Source organism: Geobacillus sp. CX412, assembly GCF_027942335.1.
Taxonomy (GTDB): Bacteria; Bacillota; Bacilli; order Bacillales; family Anoxybacillaceae; genus Parageobacillus_B; species Parageobacillus_B toebii.
The window spans coordinates 870,262-888,106 of record NZ_CP103461.1 but is presented as its reverse complement, the minus strand read 5'-3'; the positions used below and the strand labels follow the sequence as shown (position 1 = coordinate 888,106).

The 17,845-nt window shown below is 40.2% G+C and carries 16 protein-coding genes and 5 pseudogenes; 4 read left to right on the top strand and 17 right to left on the bottom strand.

Annotated features, from left to right (window positions below; all coding sequences use genetic code 11):
- Positions 1-27 precede the first annotated feature (27 nt).
- The 4 genes and pseudogenes from lepA to gpr form a co-directional block, all read right to left on the bottom strand.
- Positions 28-1,848, bottom strand: a pseudogene (gene lepA, locus NXM86_RS04555) (translation elongation factor 4).
- Between the two features lie 208 nt (positions 1,849-2,056).
- A pseudogene (locus tag NXM86_RS04550) lies at positions 2,057-2,385 on the bottom strand (YqxA family protein).
- A 14-nt stretch (positions 2,386-2,399) separates the two neighbouring features.
- Positions 2,400-3,598, bottom strand: a pseudogene (spoIIP, locus tag NXM86_RS04545) (stage II sporulation protein P).
- Positions 3,599-3,685: 87 nt separating this feature from the next.
- Positions 3,686-4,804 (bottom strand): GPR endopeptidase, encoded by a 1,119-nt coding sequence (gene gpr / locus NXM86_RS04540; RefSeq protein ID WP_081188079.1) that lies wholly within the window; start codon positions 4,802-4,804, stop codon positions 3,686-3,688.
- A 221-nt stretch (positions 4,805-5,025) separates the two neighbouring features.
- Between gpr and rpsT the strand changes: the two genes are divergently transcribed.
- Positions 5,026-5,295 (top strand): 30S ribosomal protein S20, encoded by a 270-nt coding sequence (gene rpsT / locus NXM86_RS04535; RefSeq protein WP_015864556.1) that lies wholly within the window; start codon positions 5,026-5,028, stop codon positions 5,293-5,295.
- 49 nt (positions 5,296-5,344) lie between these two features.
- Here the strand turns inward: rpsT and holA are convergent.
- Positions 5,345-6,376, bottom strand: a pseudogene (gene holA / locus NXM86_RS04530) (DNA polymerase III subunit delta).
- Between the two features lie 285 nt (positions 6,377-6,661).
- Between holA and NXM86_RS04525 the strand changes: the two are divergent.
- Positions 6,662-6,796, top strand: a complete 135-nt coding sequence (locus NXM86_RS04525; protein ID WP_015864558.1) for a YqzM family protein — start codon at positions 6,662-6,664, stop codon at positions 6,794-6,796.
- Positions 6,797-6,839: 43 nt separating this feature from the next.
- Here NXM86_RS04525 and NXM86_RS04520 read toward each other — a convergent pair whose 3' ends face one another.
- From NXM86_RS04520 to NXM86_RS04510, 3 genes and pseudogenes are all read right to left on the bottom strand, one after another.
- The gene (locus tag NXM86_RS04520; protein ID WP_498958684.1) at positions 6,840-9,119 is read right to left on the bottom strand and encodes a DNA internalization-related competence protein ComEC/Rec2; all 2,280 of its coding nucleotides are present in this window, start codon (positions 9,117-9,119) and stop codon (positions 6,840-6,842) included.
- Between the two features lie 31 nt (positions 9,120-9,150).
- A pseudogene (locus NXM86_RS04515) lies at positions 9,151-9,605 on the bottom strand (ComE operon protein 2).
- A 96-nt stretch (positions 9,606-9,701) separates the two neighbouring features.
- On the bottom strand, positions 9,702-10,316 hold the full coding sequence (locus NXM86_RS04510; protein WP_062677199.1) for a helix-hairpin-helix domain-containing protein: 615 nt from the start codon (positions 10,314-10,316) through the stop codon (positions 9,702-9,704).
- 99 nt (positions 10,317-10,415) lie between these two features.
- Between NXM86_RS04510 and comER the strand changes: the two genes are divergently transcribed.
- Positions 10,416-11,237 carry a late competence protein ComER gene (comER, locus tag NXM86_RS04505; RefSeq protein ID WP_015864562.1) on the top strand — a complete coding sequence of 274 codons (822 nt, stop codon included), beginning with the start codon at positions 10,416-10,418 and terminating at the stop codon, positions 11,235-11,237.
- Between the two features lie 168 nt (positions 11,238-11,405).
- On the opposite strand, the gene NXM86_RS04500 is transcribed toward comER, so the two are convergent.
- The 8 genes from NXM86_RS04500 to NXM86_RS04465 are packed head-to-tail and all read right to left on the bottom strand — an operon-like array spanning position 11,406 to position 16,472.
- Positions 11,406-12,149, bottom strand: coding sequence for a class I SAM-dependent DNA methyltransferase (locus tag NXM86_RS04500; protein WP_015864563.1), 744 nt, complete (start codon positions 12,147-12,149; stop codon positions 11,406-11,408).
- Positions 12,146-12,502: a ribosome silencing factor gene (gene rsfS / locus NXM86_RS04495; protein WP_015864564.1), complete on the bottom strand. Its 357-nt coding sequence runs from the start codon at positions 12,500-12,502 to the stop codon at positions 12,146-12,148. The genes NXM86_RS04500 and rsfS overlap by 4 nt, the downstream gene beginning before the upstream one ends.
- Positions 12,456-13,076, bottom strand: coding sequence for a bis(5'-nucleosyl)-tetraphosphatase (symmetrical) YqeK (gene yqeK, locus NXM86_RS04490; protein ID WP_498958683.1), 621 nt, complete (start codon positions 13,074-13,076; stop codon positions 12,456-12,458). Before yqeK ends, rsfS begins: the two co-directional genes overlap by 47 nt.
- On the bottom strand, positions 13,045-13,635 hold the full coding sequence (locus NXM86_RS04485) for a nicotinate-nucleotide adenylyltransferase (RefSeq protein WP_498958682.1): 591 nt from the start codon (positions 13,633-13,635) through the stop codon (positions 13,045-13,047). The genes yqeK and NXM86_RS04485 overlap by 32 nt, the downstream gene beginning before the upstream one ends.
- A gap of 40 nt (positions 13,636-13,675) precedes the next feature.
- On the bottom strand, positions 13,676-13,969 hold the full coding sequence (gene yhbY, locus NXM86_RS04480) for a ribosome assembly RNA-binding protein YhbY (RefSeq protein WP_015864567.1): 294 nt from the start codon (positions 13,967-13,969) through the stop codon (positions 13,676-13,678).
- Positions 13,970-13,977: 8 nt separating this feature from the next.
- Entirely contained in the window at positions 13,978-14,811 is an 834-nt protein-coding gene (gene aroE / locus NXM86_RS04475) for a shikimate dehydrogenase (protein WP_062677195.1), read from the bottom strand.
- Between the two features lie 33 nt (positions 14,812-14,844).
- On the bottom strand, positions 14,845-15,957 hold the full coding sequence (gene yqeH / locus NXM86_RS04470; RefSeq protein WP_216368231.1) for a ribosome biogenesis GTPase YqeH: 1,113 nt from the start codon (positions 15,955-15,957) through the stop codon (positions 14,845-14,847).
- Complete coding sequence (locus NXM86_RS04465) at positions 15,957-16,472, bottom strand: YqeG family HAD IIIA-type phosphatase (protein WP_062752973.1); 516 nt, start codon at positions 16,470-16,472, stop codon at positions 15,957-15,959. The genes yqeH and NXM86_RS04465 overlap by 1 nt, the downstream gene beginning before the upstream one ends.
- A gap of 351 nt (positions 16,473-16,823) precedes the next feature.
- Here NXM86_RS04465 and NXM86_RS04460 point away from each other — a divergent pair, with 351 nt between their 5' ends.
- Complete coding sequence (locus NXM86_RS04460) at positions 16,824-16,964, top strand: sporulation histidine kinase inhibitor Sda (protein WP_498958680.1); 141 nt, start codon at positions 16,824-16,826, stop codon at positions 16,962-16,964.
- An 18-nt stretch (positions 16,965-16,982) separates the two neighbouring features.
- Here NXM86_RS04460 and NXM86_RS04455 read toward each other — a convergent pair whose 3' ends face one another.
- Positions 16,983-17,762: a phosphatidylserine decarboxylase gene (locus NXM86_RS04455; protein WP_498958679.1), complete on the bottom strand. Its 780-nt coding sequence runs from the start codon at positions 17,760-17,762 to the stop codon at positions 16,983-16,985.
- Positions 17,763-17,845 lie beyond the last annotated feature (83 nt).

Genomic DNA, 17,845 nt, shown 5'->3' with positions numbered 1-17,845 from the left:
AAGAGACAGCCTTGTATACGATCTTCCTTACTTTTTATTATCGTCGATTTTTAAGATCGCCATAAACGGAATTCCACCGACCGATTTGCTTCATTCGTTTCTTTCCTTCTTTTTGTTTCTCAAGAAGCTTTCGTTTCCGTGATACGTCTCCACCGTAACATTTCGCCAAGACGTTTTTGCGCAACGCTTTAATCGTGGAACGAGCGATAATTTTATTGCCGATTGCTGCTTGCACAGGCACTTCAAACTGTTGCCGAGGGATTACATCTTTCAATTTTTCTACAATCACTTTCCCACGTTCATAAGCAGAATCACGATGAACAATGAAAGAAAGCGCATCAATTTTTTCACCGTTAAGAAGAATATCCATTTTCACGAGTTTCGACGGTTTATAACCAATCAGTTCATAGTCAAACGATGCGTATCCTTTTGTGCTTGATTTTAGTGTATCAAAGAAATCGTACACAATTTCCGACAATGGAATTTCATAAATTAATGTTACTCGTTTTTCATCTAAATATTGCATATCAACAAAGTTGCCGCGTTTTCCTTGGCATAGCTCCATCACTGGCCCGACATAATCGTTCGGCACCATAATGGTTGCTTTTACATACGGCTCCTCGACATGATCGATTTTTTGTGGATCCGGCATATTGGACGGATTGTCCACCTGGACTTCCGTACCATCCGTTAAATATACTTTATATACAACGCTTGGCGCTGTTGTGATTAAATCAATGTTAAATTCGCGTTCAATGCGCTCTTGAATAATTTCCATATGCAATAATCCTAAAAAGCCGCATCGGAAGCCGAACCCAAGCGCTTGCGATGTTTCCGGTTCAAAGTGCAAAGCAGCATCGTTCAATTGCAATTTTTCTAACGCTTCGCGCAAATCGTTATAACGTGCCGTATCAATCGGATACATGCCGCAAAATACCATCGGATTTAGCTTACGGTATCCTGGCAGCGGTTCTGCTGCCGGATTTTCCGCATCGGTAATCGTATCACCGACGCGCGTATCGCTCACATTTTTAATGGACGCAGTTAAAAAGCCGACATCGCCCACCGTTAATTCATCGACCAGCTTCGGTTTCGGTGTAAACACACCGACTTCTGCCACTTCAAATTCTTTGCCTGTCGACATCATTTTAATTTTTTGCCCAGGCTTTACTGTTCCATCCATCACGCGAATATATGCAACTACACCGCGATACGAATCGTACATCGAATCAAAAATAAGCGCTTTTAACGGCGCATCCGGATCACCCGACGGTGCTGGAATTTTCTCAACGATTTGTTCCAAAATCTCTTCGATGCCAATGCCGACCTTCGCGGAGGCAAGTACTGCTTCCGATGCGTCAAGCCCGATTACCTCTTCAATTTCTTGACGAACGCGTTCCGGTTCAGCGCTTGGCAAATCGATTTTATTAATGACCGGCAAAATTTCTAAATTATTATCAATCGCTAAATAGACGTTTGCCAGCGTCTGTGCCTCAATTCCTTGTGCTGCGTCGACGACAAGAATCGCCCCTTCGCAAGCGGCAAGGCTCCGCGACACCTCGTACGTAAAATCGACATGCCCAGGTGTATCGATTAAATGAAGAATATATTCTTCGCCATTTTTGCTTTATACTTTAACTGAACGGCGTTCAGCTTAATCGTAATTCCGCGCTCCCGTTCCAATTCCATCGAATCTAGCGTTTGTTCTCTCATTTCCCGCTCCGAAAGCGCTCCGGTTTTTTCTAAAATGCGGTCTGCTAACGTCGATTTTCCATGATCTATATGAGCGATAATGGAAAAGTTGCGAATTCGATCGCGTCGTTTTAATCTCTCTTCCCGATTCATCATTTTCTCACTCCCACTATTTCCCGAAACTACACTAGCTTTGATTATAGCAACACAACAAGCAAGATTCAATGACATAGTTTTGCAAACTTTCATGATGATAAAGAAAAAACATTGGCGAAAATTTGTACTATTCCGCCAATGTTCTCACGCCATCTTTCTATTTATTTTTGATCACATAGAAACATGCCGATAACACGCTGTTTTCCTATCATTTTTCGAAAAAGGAAAGCACCTGTTCCATCAATGATCTTACCGCTCCGGCAAATTGTTTGCCAAGCTCGGAAAACAGATTGAATGTTTTCATATTTTCAATTTTTTCTTTCTTTTCTTGCAAATCTTCCGCCATCACTTTGTTTCCTAATACGGATGCTTCTACTTCTCCGTTTTTGCCTTTTGAAATATGAAATACAGAAGGCAACGATGAATCATCATATCCTCTCATCTTTTGCAATCCTTCATTTGCCTGCTCCATGCCGAGCAACACTCCAAAAAAAGAATCATCACCGCTAAAAAAAATTTAACCGTAAATTTAACCATACCACTCCGCTCCTTTACCGTTTTTCTGCCGGTGCGGGTGCTTGAACTTTTTGCGCTTGCCAATAATATTCGCTAAAAACATCGGCAACAGCAGATACAGACCGGAATAGCTCTTCAAACGTATTGTCGACTCCACCAAACTCAATTAAAATCGCATTTTCCGATAAATCTTGATTAAACTTTCCGTTCGTTTCCGCTCCTTTTTTTTCGATAATCCCGCGGCTCAGCCCAGGATATTTCTTTTGCAGCAAATGGTGGAGCTGTGTGGCAAGCTGCAAATTTTTTTCGTACTTCGCGTTTTCCCCTCCGATAATAAACGCAACGCGGGCATAATCCACTCCATTAATCGTAACGGTCGTATATTTCCGTCTTCGTGAATCACGGTGAATATCGATCAAATATTGCAAATCATGATTGCGGCTCATTGCTTCGACAACTGTTTTTCTAGACATATCGTACGCTTGGTAATATTTCATGCCTTTTTTCTGCAACTCTCCTACAATATCAATGGTGCTTACTTCCGCCCCAATTCCTCGTTTTTCCATCTCTTCCGCTAGTTTTTCTCCCACTTTTGTGACGTTTACCGTACGATGGAACGCTAAATCAGGATCTGTAACTCCTTTTAAGGCAGGCAAGTACGATTCACGTGTATGTGTATGATAAATATATACAACTTTTTTTCCTCCTGTCGTTTGGGACGGTGGAGGAATTTGTTTTTCATTATTCTTTTTGTCTGCTTCTTCCAAGTTCTCTAAAGAAGCTTGCCGTTCTGCTAGCATTACCTCCAGCGGCGGAGCAGATTCGTACGGCATGTTTGTATAATCCGTCCCTTCCCTGCTACGATAATTTTGCTGTCATACAGCGCAAATCCCGGGAGCTCGCCGCCAAGCAAACTGCGCGGGTCGTCGGGGTTGATGCTTGTGGCCATGCGAAACAATAATGCTGAATAATTCGGCTTTTGCCGCTCCTTTGGCAACAGTTGCGAAAAATAATGATTTTCAAAACTAAATAAATGAATAAACGTTTCTTGTGAAAAATGGTTCGTCATATTGTTGACAGAGGAAGAAGAAATGCGGTATTCCGGTTTTAATGACGTAATCGCTCCTACTAGCATAAACATCATCATACATCCTAATACCGCTAAAATAATCACTTTTTTTAGACTCGCACCTTGTACCGTAACCATCATTTGCGGAGAACGCCACTTTTTCATGTTCTCACCCTTTCCCAGCTTGTCTACTAATTTAACGTATGGGCAAGCCGGGAAAGATAGAACTTCTTTTTTCTCTATTTTATTTCATTAATGTGTATAAGAACCGGTATTATCTTGATCAATTTGTTCATGCAATGCAGCATTTAATCCGCTCGCTAATAAATTTGCCATATCTTCAATAAACATATCGACTTCTTTCGGAGTAACCATTAAATTATGACCGAGTGGAGAAAGCACTTCATAAATGAGTCTGCGTTTTTCTTCTTCCTCTAATGTGCCGATTATGCCAAGAAATGTCGAACGTTGCTCCGTTGATGGCATATCTTCCTCTGTAAGCTTCTTTTTCTTGCCAAACGTCCATCCCGCTGGAGCGAGAGCACTAGACGGCCGCTTCCCTTCACGCATTTCCCTTCCAAAATGTTTTAAAATAAAATCGATCGTATCACTTGTAATCGATACAGCATCGACAACCGTTGGAACACCGATAGAAATAACAGGAATACCTAACGTTTCTTTACTTAATTCTTTTCGTTTATTCCCTACACCTGAACCTGGATGAATTCCCGTATCAGAAATTTGAATCGTTGCGTTGACCCGTTCAATCGATCGTGCCGCTAACGCATCAATGACGATCACAAAATCTGGTTTTGTTTTTTCCACAATTCCGTGAATAATATCGCTTGTTTCAATCCCTGTCGTCCCCATCACACCTGGAGCAATCGCGCTTACTGGACGAAATCCTTCTTCTACGCTCTCCGGCTGAAGATGAAATAAATGTCTTGTAATAAGTAGATTTTCCACCGTTAGCGGACCTAACGCATCCGGTGTCACATTTGAATTACCTAATCCTACAACAAGGCAGCTTGATTCTTTTCTAATGTCCAATTTTCGTAAAAATGCGTTGAACTCTTTTGCAAATATATCTTGTACTTTCTGTTGCAACTCCGTATTATGTTCACGAATTCCTTGTGCTTCAATGGTTAAATAATTTCCCGGTTTTTTACCAATCGATTTTGCTCCTTCTTCCGTTACTTCTACATGCGACAATTTAATCCCGTCTATTTCGCGATCGTGAATAATGACTCCTTCAATAGGGGAAGAGCTTTCCCTTTTTTGTTGGAGACGCTCTTCCACAGCTATTTCATGAGCTTCGATCGCTAAATCGGTTCGTACCGAATACATGCTTAAATCGATTGAGCGGTTCATATCGTTCCTCCTAAAACGTATCATTTTTCCTTTATTTTCACCGCTTTTTGCATTTTCCATTCGTTTTGCGCAAACATTTTCGCAATCAGTAAAGTATTTTTGCTTGAATACTCTTGCATAATTTAACCTCGTTTGATAGAATAACACTTGTTCTTACATGTCCTAATAACGGAAATGATCAACCAAGGACAGAGATGGCAAGATGACGGAGGTGAGAGAACGTGGCAAACATTAAATCTGCAATTAAACGTGCAAAAACAAGTGAAAAACGTCGCGCTCATAACGCTTCAATGAGATCTGCAATGCGTACGGCGATCAAAAAATTTGAAGCGTTTGTTGAATTAAAAGATGTGGAAAAAGCTCAAGAAGCATTCATCATTGCTTCCAAAAAATTAGACAAAGCAGTAACAAAAGGTCTTATTCATAAAAACACAGCAAGTCGCAAAAAATCCCGCTTAGCGAAAAAACTAAACAGCATTATTGCATCTTAAGAAAAACGACCTGGCAGCAGGTCGTTTTTCTTATTCTGATAAAATTGTCTCATTGGATATTGTTTGTGATCCCTTCATTCCATCTCATCAACAATAGCTCCATAACAAGCTGCCTGTCCATTGTTCCGCTCTTCATTTTATAGTCAGCCTCAGCAATTTGCTCATCACTGTCGTAAGCTCTTCTTCTGAAAACAGTGCCGCTTGTCCCATGGCAAGTTTAATCCGAAACGGATGCACATTTAAGATGGAAGCAATTTGTTGCTGCCCATATCCTTTTGCCGCAAGCCATTTTACTTGATATAAAAGACGAAATTGACCGGCAAGAAGCGACAAAATTTTCAGCGGCTCTTCATTATTCTCCAGCAATCATAAAATACTTGCAGTGCATCACGATTTGCCGTTTCGTCACTTTCTCCACTAATACAAACACATTTTGCTCCAACGTACGCGATACAAGCTTTTCGACGGTCTCTTGCTGAATCATTCCGCCTGGCCCAACGAACAAAATGAGCTTGTCCAATTCGTTCGCAAGTGTCATTAAATTCGTTCCTGCCAGCTTTAACAAAGTGTCAATCGCATGTTCTTCCACCATCACACCACTTTGTCCTGCTCTTTCTACAATCCATTCGCGCAGCTCTTTTTCGGCAAGCGGAGATGCGACAAAAACTTCCGCATGTTCCTTCATTAGCTTTGTTATTTTTTTGCGTTCATCTAGTTTTTCATACGGTCCAACGAAGACGACAATCGAAAAAGGGGAAGGGGACATTATGTACGATTCTAATTTTTTTAAGTCATGCTCCACTTCTTTTTCTTTCTCCGCTGTAAAAAAATAAGGATTTTTAATAAGAATCACTCGTTTTTCCCCTAAAAACGGAAATGTTTCCGCATCTTCTAGCGCAGTTTGCACAGGAGTATCTTCGCAATCGTACACAGATACATTAAATTCCCGCTCTTCTTCCGTTAATACCGTACGAACGAGAAGTTCATACGTTTCCGTTAATAAAAATGATTCGGTTCCATATAATAAATAAAGGGAAGACAAACGTCGTTTTTTAATTTTTCCCCAAAAGTCCACCACCATATTTCTCTTCTCCATTCTGTCTGCAGTCTTTCTATGTTGAAAAGATACAACGTTTTTCTTATTTTTACAAGGGAATCGGTTAGCGGGAAAACCGATTCCCCTTTATATAAACGTTGACAAATAAGTCCTAGGACCTTATTTGTCAACGGGTTATCTTTATCTTTTCCCGGTCGCAAAAAAGTATTTGTGTTAACTGTTGTCAATGAAGGAAATGAATAAGGAGGATATAGATTTTTTTTTCTTTTTCGTCTATACTAAAAATGATTGCACGAGGAGGGGTAAACGATGAACGTATTTGAAAAAGATGTACAATGCAAACGAAATGATGCTGTTGACTCTGCCGTTGGTTTTATCGTTTCATTCGGTTTTTTTGCAACAATGTTTATTATCGCAACATTGATTAAATTTTTCGGTTCGTGAAGAGATTGCTTACATAAGCAGTCTCTTTTCTTTATTAGTTATGCTATGGCAGCATGACGGAAAAGGTTCCACGATTTTTCGAATAAATATAGCGAATCGCGCCATGCTGGTCTGTCCGCAAAATAATGACATTCCTTTTCCGGAGCCGTTCGATAACATATGGGGAAGGATGATGGTAACGGTTATGTTTGCCGACGGAAATAAGTGCAATCTTCGGCTGTACTTTTTCTAAAAATAACTCTGTTGTAGACGTATCGCTCCCATGATGGGCCACTTTTAACACATCGGCTTCTAAGCGCGGAAAAACGCTGATTAACTCCCTTTCCCCCGTTTCCTCTAAATCACCCGTAAATAACCAGGATAATCCACCGAGCTTTGTATACAATACAATCGAATGGTTATTATCATCACGATGCGTTTTCCATGGATGAAGTACATAAAATGAAATTCCATCCTCTATCCATCTGTCACCCCTTGATATTTTCACCACTTCTATATTTTGTCGTTCAGCAAGTTGAACAAGTTTTTCTTGTATCGAATTTTTTGTTTCTCCTTTGCCAATGACCATTTGCTTGACAGAAAAATGCCGAATGATTTCTTCTGCCGCTCCAATATGGTCCAAATCTCCATGTGTCGCAATAAGTTTATCGATATATCTCACTCCGTTTGATTTTAAAAATGGAACGACAACGTCTTTTCCTACATCCCACTTCCGCTTTCGTTCCTGCCATGGCTGTCTTTGGTGTGGAAGTGTTCCTCCTGTGTCAATAAGATATACTCCTTTTCGATACGGCAATTCAATGTATATACAATCCCCTTGCCCGACATCGAGTAAATTGACCTCACCGTAACGATCCATATATGGGCTCCATGCATGAAGCGTAATAACGAAGGCGACCCATCCTATACTAAAGTAACGCCGCTTCTCCATTTGTACAAATGCAGCAAAAATCGCGGCCGCATAACAGATAAGAAAAAAGAAAGAAGGCCGGCCTAGAACGAGTGACAACGAATGGTTAGATGAGAAAAATGCAACAACATCGCTAGAGATTACGATAATTTTTTGCAACAGCCAAATAAAAGGAAAAGAAAGAAGCGAATGTATATAATGCGTGCCTACAGCTGCAAACGAAAGCGGCATAATGGCGAAGGAATAAAGCGGCACAAAAATAATATTTAGGGGAATGCTCCATAACGAAACTTCGAAAAAATAGTATAAAAGAAACGGAAGGGCGCTCAACTGGGCAATAAAAGCCGTAAAAAAGAGGCGCCAAAAGACAGAATCATGCGACAATATCATTTGGGAAGATAAAATAAGAGCAAATGTTACAATAAACGATAACTGAAATCCGACATCCCATAACATATACGGATCGAAAAGCAGCATCATGACTAGCGTTATACTTAATGCATCGAGCGGCGATAACTTCGATTTCCAGTAATCGGAAACTAAAAAGATCATTGCTGTAAAGGAGGCGCGAATAACGGAAGGAGAAGCACCTGTTAGCACAATATAAATGGGAAGGAAAATCAATAGGATTATCGTTGCCGTTTCCTTGGTGATAAAGCGAATCAATATGGAAAACATGGCTCCGACTAATAACGTGACATGCAACCCGGAAATGGCTAATAAATGGATTAATCCGAGTTTTTGGTATCCTTCCAAAAGCGTCTCGTCTAATTGCCCTCGTTCTCCGTATAAAAGTGCTTGGACAATTCCAACCGTTTCCGATGGAAAATGTGTTTCTACCGTGTGCAGCCCTTTTTCACGAAGCGAAAGAAGCCATTCATATAACGTTGGGGATGTGTTGTGGCAGTCTTGCAAGGAGATTGATTGGGGTTTGAGAATCCAATGAATATGATGAAATCGTAAATAACGACGATAATCGAAAGCATTAGGATTTCGCGGTAGCGCCGGACGTTCAAGCCTTCCCTTCACCGTGCATACTGCTTTAGGAGTTAAAGAAGAAAGCTCTTGTTTTTCCTGTGCCGATTTTATGTAGTAAATAAGCTGAAGCTTTTCTTTTCCCACTTTGACAATCGATTTTAGTTGATCCCCATCCACCGAAATGGGAGCAATAAAACGAATAGTAAATAACGTCATGTTGCCAGACAGTTTCGTCTTATTATGATGGTCGATATAAACGAAATACATATAAAAAAGGCAAATCGTTATGATAGAAAAAAGAAAGAGGCGCCTTTTTCGCGTGAAAAGAAATATAGCATACAGCACGATAAACACCAAAGAAATGTTTGGCCTCCCGCACCCAGCGATGATCCCAAAAACAGCAGCAAGCGCTATATAAACAATATTCCCCCGCATGGTTTGCGCCCCTTTCCGTAGGCGTGATTTATTATTTTTGCAGAAGTGACAATATTTCTTTATTAAATGGTACGTGTTCTACCCGGACTTTCGCTTGTTCAAAAAGTTCAAGCGCATACGGATGATTTTTGTAATCTTGCGCATAATATACAGCGCGAATTCCGCTTTGAATAATCGCCTTACAGCAATGTAGACAAGGAAAATGAGTTACGTACATCTCTGCTCCTTCTGTCGGTACGCCAAATTTCGCACATTGAATAATCGCATTCATTTCCGCATGGATGGTGCGAACACAATGCCCGTCAATAACATAACATCCCTCATCAATGCAATGAGCGCCGCCGGCAATGGAACCGTTATATCCCCGGCAATAATTCGTTTATCTCGGACAATGGTGGCGCCAACCGCCAATCGTGTACAAGTGCTGCGCAATGCCAACAAATGGCTTTGTGCCATAAAATATTGATCCCATGTAATCCGTTCCATACTTCCTCCCCCGCTTGTCCATCGCAAATTGATTTTTCCTTCAGAAAGTGCACATATTTTTAGTGTAATGGGCGAGCCAGCAAAGCGTCAACGACATTATGGCACAACAATGTGTTCTTTTATTTTTTCCAACGTCTTTTCTCCAATGCCTGTAACATTTAATAAATCTTCTGCTTTTTGAAACGGTCCATGCTCTTCGCGATAGGCAATAATGGCTGCCGCTTTAGTCGGTCCAATTCCCGGAAGTTGCAATATTTCTTCCTCCGACGCTGTATTAATATAAATTTTCTTGGAATCATTAGAGGAAACAAGAGAAGAATCTATGGAAGGAATGTTCGTCTCCCCGCGTTCCGGTACATAAATCATCATTTCATCATGTACTTTTGCCGCCAAATTGACCTTTGTTTGATCCGCTTCTTTTGTAAATCCGCCAGCCATTGCTACCACATCATTGACACGCGCCGTATCCTTTATTTCGTATACTCCCGGTTGGGCAACTGCTCCCTTTATATCGACAATAATTGTTTTGGATTGCACTTTCTCTTCCTTTTTCTCCGATACTTCCATCATCATTTGTTCCGAAGCTAGTATAGAACCTTGTTCCTTTTCGATCATTTCATTGTTTCTAAATAAAATGACCACCGCAACGATGAACACTGCCAAGAGCAGAATATACCATCGTTTGTCATACTTTTTTATTGCTTCCCACATGTCCATCATCCTTTCAAATTAGTCATAAAATAAAGAAAACGCTCATACATATCGTTGAAAAGACTATACGTACTGCAATCAGGGAGGGGGGAGTGAAGCATGGAAATCGGAATGATTGGGACAGGAAATATGGGAAGGATTTTAATTGAAGCGTTTCTTGAATCTGGTTCCGTCAAAGAAGACCAGCTTATTATCACGAATCGTACGTTAGAAAAAGCGCTCGACATCCAGCGCCGCTATCCGGGCATATATGTTGCTGCCAGCGCGGAAGAAGTGGTACAGAAGGCAACGATTGTGTTTTTATGTGTAAAACCGTTAGATATTCACCCCCTTTTGCAACAATTGTCTTCCTTTTGGACAAAGGAACATTGTCTTGTATCGATTACAAGCCCGATTAGTGTACAACAACTTGAAGCTGCCGTCCCTTGCCACGTAGTGCGCGTTATTCCAAGCATTACAAACCGGGCGTTTGCTGGAAGCACGCTAATCACGGTTGGACAGCGCTGTTCTTCACACTATCAAAACTATATAGAAACGCTATTTCGTCAAATTTCTGCTCCTTGCTATATTAATGATGAAATTACGCGAATCGCTTCTGATATCGCTAGTTGTGGTCCCGCTTTTTTTAGCTATTTGCTTCAACGATTTATTGAGGCAGCCGCCGCAAAAACATCGATTACAAAAGAACAAGCAACAGAATTGACAAGCAATATGATTATTGGATTAGGGGAATTATTGAAGAAGAATCTTTATACACTTCCAACACTGCGAGAAAAAGTTTGCGTGAAAGGCGGTATTACTGGAGAAGGAATTGCGGTGCTTGAAAAAGAAATCGAAGGGGTATTTGAACGCGTATTTGATAAAACACATGAAAAATTTAAAGATGACATCGAAAAAATAAAAAAGCAATTCGGTAGTTAATTATTCGTTAAAAAAAGAAAAAATCCTGCTTAGCAACAAAAAATGTTTTATTCCGTACCGAAGTCAAAATCAATCAATAGCTTTTCTGCCGAAGCCAGCGTGTAATCGCTTTAACGGGCTTTGGCAGAAAAGCATAAAGCTTTAAAAAGAGGGAAGCGCCGCTGTTTTTCATTTTTTCGCAACAAAGAAAACACGTTCCGACGTTTCGCTTGGCGCTTCATCTGTAAAATCCGCGGTTATTTCCAGCACTGTAAATCCCGCTTCCGTCAGCCATTGTTTATACTGATCAATCTCATAGGTGCACTGTCGATGCAGTTCATCATGCCGTTCATATTTTCCATCATCGCCACGGACGAAAAACGTTAATTCATGCTCAACGCTATGCGGCAACGAAAGCGGATAGCAAGACCAAATATAACTGATTTCCTCGTCATTGCTTGTAAATATCGCATCTTGAAAAATATGATCCATTTTATACGTCGAATGAACGTCAAATAACAATAAACCGTCTTCTTTTAACAGTTCATAAATGCGGGAAAAAGTTTGCCGAACTTCACTTTCTTCTAATAAATAGTTGAGTGAATCGCAAAAAATAGTGACACAATCAAACGACGAAAATCCTTCTAATTCCGTCATATTTTGTTGAAAAAATTCAATGGTAACCTGTTGCGCTTCCGCTTTCGCTTGTGCAATAGCGAGCATATTTTCAGACAAATCGACACCTGTGACCAAAAATCCTTCTTTCGCCAATCGAACAGCTAATTCTCCTGTGCCACATCCGACATCAAGAATGCGTTTTGCACCTTGACGTCCATACTGCTTTAGCTTTTTTTGCACAAACGACTGCCATGCATCATACGGCGCTTCATTCATTAATTTATCATACCAATAAGCAAATGACTCATACGTCATTGCTGCAACACGCTCTCCACATCTTCCAACGGCGCATCTCCCCATAAACGTTCTAAATTGTAATAATTGCGTTCCTCTTTATCAAAAATATGGGCGACGATATCGCCTAAATCGACTAAAACCCATTTTGCCTCATGAAACCCTTCTACCCGTTTCACCGGAATATGGTGTTCCTCTGCTTTCTCTTTTATTTCCCGCGCAATCGCTTGTACTTGTTTCTCCGAATTTCCATGACAAATCACAAAATAATCAGCGACAAGAGAAATTCCTTTCATATTTAGGACAACGATATTTTCCGCTTTTTTGTCATCGGCTGCTCGAACAACCAATTGCAATATTTCCTGTTCTGTCATTCTTCACATTCCCCTTTATTTCCATCATCAACGAATTATATGTGTGAATCGTGTCTGGATAAATGAGCTGATTTTTTTTCAACAAAAATTGAATGGTGTTTTGTAACGATTTTACTAACGCCTTGTTCAGATCTTGTTTGGCCAGATCACGAACTTCATCTACTCCTGGGAATATCCGCCCAGGTTCAATATAATCGGCAAGGTAAATAATTTTTTCCAATAATGTCATATTTGCTCGTCCTGATGTATGATAACGAATCGCGTTTAATATATCTTCATCTTCGATTCCAACTTCCGTCCTTACTAAGTAAGCACCGACTGGAGCATGCCAAAGTTCCGAGTTGTAAGAAAGCAAGTCTTTTGGCATATTTTGCTCTAAAATGATTTGTTTCATTTCTTCTTTCGGACGGAACTTCGCATAGTCATGAAAAATAGCCGCCAATTCCGCTTTTTTCACATCCGCTCCATACTGCTCCGCAAGCTCGATTGCCGTTTCCATAACGCCAATTGTATGTTGATAGCGATGTTCTGTCAATTGTTTTTTAACGAGAGTTAACGCTTTTTCTCGCTCCATATAGCTTTCTCTCCTCAATATAAAGTCTTACACATTCCGGCACTAAATATCGGATTGTTTGTCCTTTTCTTACCCGATCACGAATCATCGAAGAAGATACCGCAAATTGCGGTACTTCTACTTCTATAACCGGATAAGATGTTTTAGTGGAAAAACCAGGTCGTTTTACACCTACAAATGTCACTAACTGGACCAATTCAGCAATTTTATGCCAGTGTGGCAAATATTCCACCATATCTGCACCGATAATAAAATAAAACTCATGATCTGGGTGCATAGAAAGCAGTTGACGAATTGTATCATACGTATACGACGGTCCTTCTCTTTCTAGTTCAATCGTTTCGATATGAAAGCGCGGATGATCAGCAATCGCTAATTCAAGCATGCGCAAGCGATCTTCGCTTTTTGTCACTTGTTCATGTTGTTTATGTGGAGGGATGCGGTTCGGCATAAACCAAATTTCTGACAACTGAAGAGCATGCAGCACTTCATTCGCCATTAATAAATGCCCGTAATGCGGTGGATCAAATGTCCCTCCAAAAATCCCGATTTTTCTCATATTTTCTTCCCTCCGCCATGCATATGCGCAACTTTGCCGTTTAGCGCGGTAACACAATTTGCTTATTTTCTTTTGACTCCTTATACAATACAATGGTATTCCCAATTACTTGTACAAGTTCCGCGCCCGCTCCTTGTGCAAGTTGCTCGGCGACAACATGGCGATCTTCCTCACAATTTTGCAGCACGCTCACTTTAATAAGCTCACGCGCTTCGAGCGCATCGATAATTTGCTTAATCATATTTTCATTAACTCCGCCTTTTCCAACTTGAAAAATTGGTTTCAAATGATGGGCTTTCGCCCGCAAAAAACGTTTTTGTTTTCCTGTTAACATATGTTATGTTACCCCCTAAGCTGTTCGATCACTATTTTTTTCATACGTTGGACATCCGGGAATATTCCTGTCCATTTTTCAAATGCTAACGCCCCTTGATATACAAACATCCCGACTCCATTTTGGATAATTCCATTTCTTTTTCGTGCTTCCTTCAACCATTTTGTCTCTAATGGATTGTAAATAATATCAGAAACGATCGTTCCTTCTTTCATATTTGCAAGAGAAAGCGGCATTTCTTCCATATTAGGATACATTCCAACAGACGTCGTATTAATGAGAATATCATATTCTCCTAAACGCTCTTCCGCTTCATTTAACGAGTATACAACTGATGAAACAGAAGCATTACATTCATCAATAAGCTGTTTTGCTTTGGATACCGTTCGATTGCAAATATCGATTTGTTTTGCACCGCGATCGGCAAGAGAAACGTAAATGCCTCTTGCTGCTCCACCAGCTCCAATAAGCAAAATGCGCTTTTCTTTTATATCGACGTTTATTTCTTCCTCTAGCGCCCGAACATATCCAGGACCATCTGTATTATAGCCGATCAATCGTCCATTTCTATTCACGATCGTATTGACCGCACCGATGCGGCGCGCTGTTGGATCCACCTCATCGAGCAATGGCATCACCGCTGTTTTATGAGGAATCGTTACATTTACCCCCGAAATGCCAAGGGCCCTTACCCCGGCAATAGCATCCTTCAAGCGTTCCGGCTCTACATGAAATGCATGGTAGTGTGCGGCAATGTTCATGTTTTGAAATGCATCATTATGCATAATTGGCGATAGGGAATGGTGAACAGGGCAACCAAATAACGCATATAATTTTTCCATTTTCTCTTCTCCCCTATTTTACTTACAAAAGAATTAAATCAATGATTTCCTTATTAAGATGTCGACTCCCTTTGGTGCATACGCAACCACTTGCGCTCCTGGTTCGTTGCATGTCACCCAACCAAGTCCGGAAAATACAATGTCTGTCTTTCTTTCTTTTATGGTGAATGTATGCGCCTCTAATGGCGGGAATTGGTCGATATAATGTTTGCGCGGAGGAGAAAGAAGTTCACCTAATTGATTGGCATATAACGCATCCGCTTTTTCTAACTTCGTCCGATGAATGAGCAGCTCATTGGAGAAATAACATACAAAAGACCGTCGTCCCCCTTTTATATAATCAAGCCGGGCGAGCCCCCCGAAAAATAACGTTTGTTGTTCATTCAGCTGATACACTTTCGGATGGATTTCTCGCTTTGGAGTGATGATTTTTAAATCTTTTTTGTCCACAAAGTGCGCCATTTGATGGTGATTAATAATTCCCGGCGTATCATAAATCGCCGCTCCATCATCTAATGGAATTTCGATCATATCCAACGTCGTTCCCGGAAAATAGGATGTTGTAATTACATTTCCTTTCCCCGTTGCCTCTTGAATAATACGATTAATAAACGTTGATTTTCCAACATTCGTACAGCCAACCACATAAACGTCTTTCCCAAACCGATATTTTTCAATCGCCTCCATTACTTTCGCCATTCCGATTCCTTTGACAGCGCTCACTAAACATATGTCAATTGGCTTCAAGCCGAGATCGCTTGCCGATTGTTTCATCCAATGAATAAGCTTTGGATATTTCACCGATTTTGGAAGCAAGTCCACTTTATTGCCAACGAGCAAAATCGGGTTGTTCGCGACAAACCGATGCAATCCTGGAAGCCAGCTTCCATTGAAGTCAAAAATATCAACAATTTTTACGACAAGTGCTTCCGACTGTCCGATGCGGTGTAAAATTTTTAAAAAGTCATCATCTGTCAGTGCTACATCTTGCACTTCGTTATAGTGCTTTAAGCGAAAGCAGCGTTGACAAATGACTTCTTCTTTTTCTTTTTCTAAAACGCTTTTTGGTGCATACCCAGGTTTTGTCTCATCTTCCGATTGAATTAGCGCTCCACAGCCAATGCAGCGAATTTGTTGTTCCACCATCATTCCTCCCAATAAATCATGCCTTTTTTACGCATCATATTTAAAATTATCCGTTCTATCTTTCGGTTCAATCGGGTCCAAAGCCCGTCTGTCTGCGCAACCGGTACAACTAAAATGGTATTTAATCCTAACCGGTTTCCTCCAAACACATCGGTTAGCAATTGATCACCGATGACAACAACTTCATCTTTCCTCAATTGCATCATCGATAACGCTTTTTGGAAAGCGCTTGTCAGCGGCTTCCGTGCTTCGAAAATAAACGGAATGCCAAGCGGTTCCGCGAAAGATTGCACCCGCTTTTTATTATTATTCGATACGATGATCACCTTAATGCCCTCTTGCTTCATATTCTCAAACCACTCCATTAGCTCCGGAGTGGCGCTTGGACGATCCCACTCGACAAGCGTATTATCTAAATCTGTAATGATTCCTTTAATTCCTTTTTCTTTTAACTCACTAGGAGTAATATCCAGTACACGTTTGACAAACTGGCTTGGCAAAAAATAATGAAGCATGTCCATCACCTTACCTTTTTAGGCACTGACTTTCGGCTTTTCTGCCTTTAACCATCATACCTAATTTTCACTAGTCTTTCAAAACAAACTTTGACAAATATATACAATCACAAAAATTTTTTCGACAAAGTTCGTTATCCCCAAAATTGTGGATAAGTTTTGTCCACATCATTCACAAGCATAAAATCAGATCCCGACAACCTTATAAACATGTTTTCCACATGTTATCCACTTGTTGTTGTGGATAACAGAACGGTTGTTCTACATCGGAAATCATGGTACAGTTAAAGTAACTTACCATTATATGTATTGACTGCAAATCATATTCCATTGCTGAAGGGGGTTTTCAGCATGAAACATCTATCTGATGAGTTGTTAATCGAATCATATTATAAAGCAAAAGAATTAAAATTAAGCCCGGAGTTTATTGAATTAATTGAAAAAGAAATTCGCCGCCGTTCGTTAGAACATAAAATTAAGCTTTCATCATAATAGCCTCCAGGGCTTTTTTTATTTTAAATAGCCAATCCGTTCCCCTACTTTCACTCCCATCGGCACCACAATTCGTTCATCAAGCTCAATACTGTCTTTTTCAAACAATAAAACGACGGTAGATCCAAAAGAAAAATAGGCAATTTCTTGCCCTTTCGTAAGATGCTTGCTCACATGGGTAAGCTCAATGCTGTTGACAAACATCGCACCTATTTTTACAATCGCGATATGTTTTCCGTTTGCAGCTACTTCTGTAATCATGCGATAGTTTTTCGATAACGGCCGCTTTCCATATTTTAAGCCAAGGCGGTTGACAGGGTACGATTTTTTTCCAAGAGCCCATTGTTTTTGCACAACTCCAGATATTGGGCTATGGATGCGATGATAATGGCTTGGGCTTAAATACAAAATAATGAATAATCCGTTTAAATATTTTTTTGCCGCTTCGCCGCTTCCAAGCATTTCTGCAATCGAATATGTCTTGCCCTTAACGACGATTTCGCTATTTTCACGGATCACACCGATATCTTCAATAATCGCATCAACAGGGCTAATAACACTGTTTTTCGTTTGATCAATCGGTCTTGTCCCCGCTTTTAGCTTGCGAATAAATAGTTGTTGCAACGTTTTATAATTTTTTAAATTTTTTTCCATCTCTTCTTGATTAATATCATAAATTTTTGCATACGATGGAATAAGTAATGCACTTAAACGAGACTTTGTAAAAATTGCGATCATTTTTGATGAAAATGAATGATTCGTCAATTCAATCATAAGACGATACAACCATTTTAACAAATATATTCCCTCCAATTTATGGCGGTCATGTTTTTTACTACTTTTCATATTATAAATAAAATGAGTATAATTGTAGTAGACTT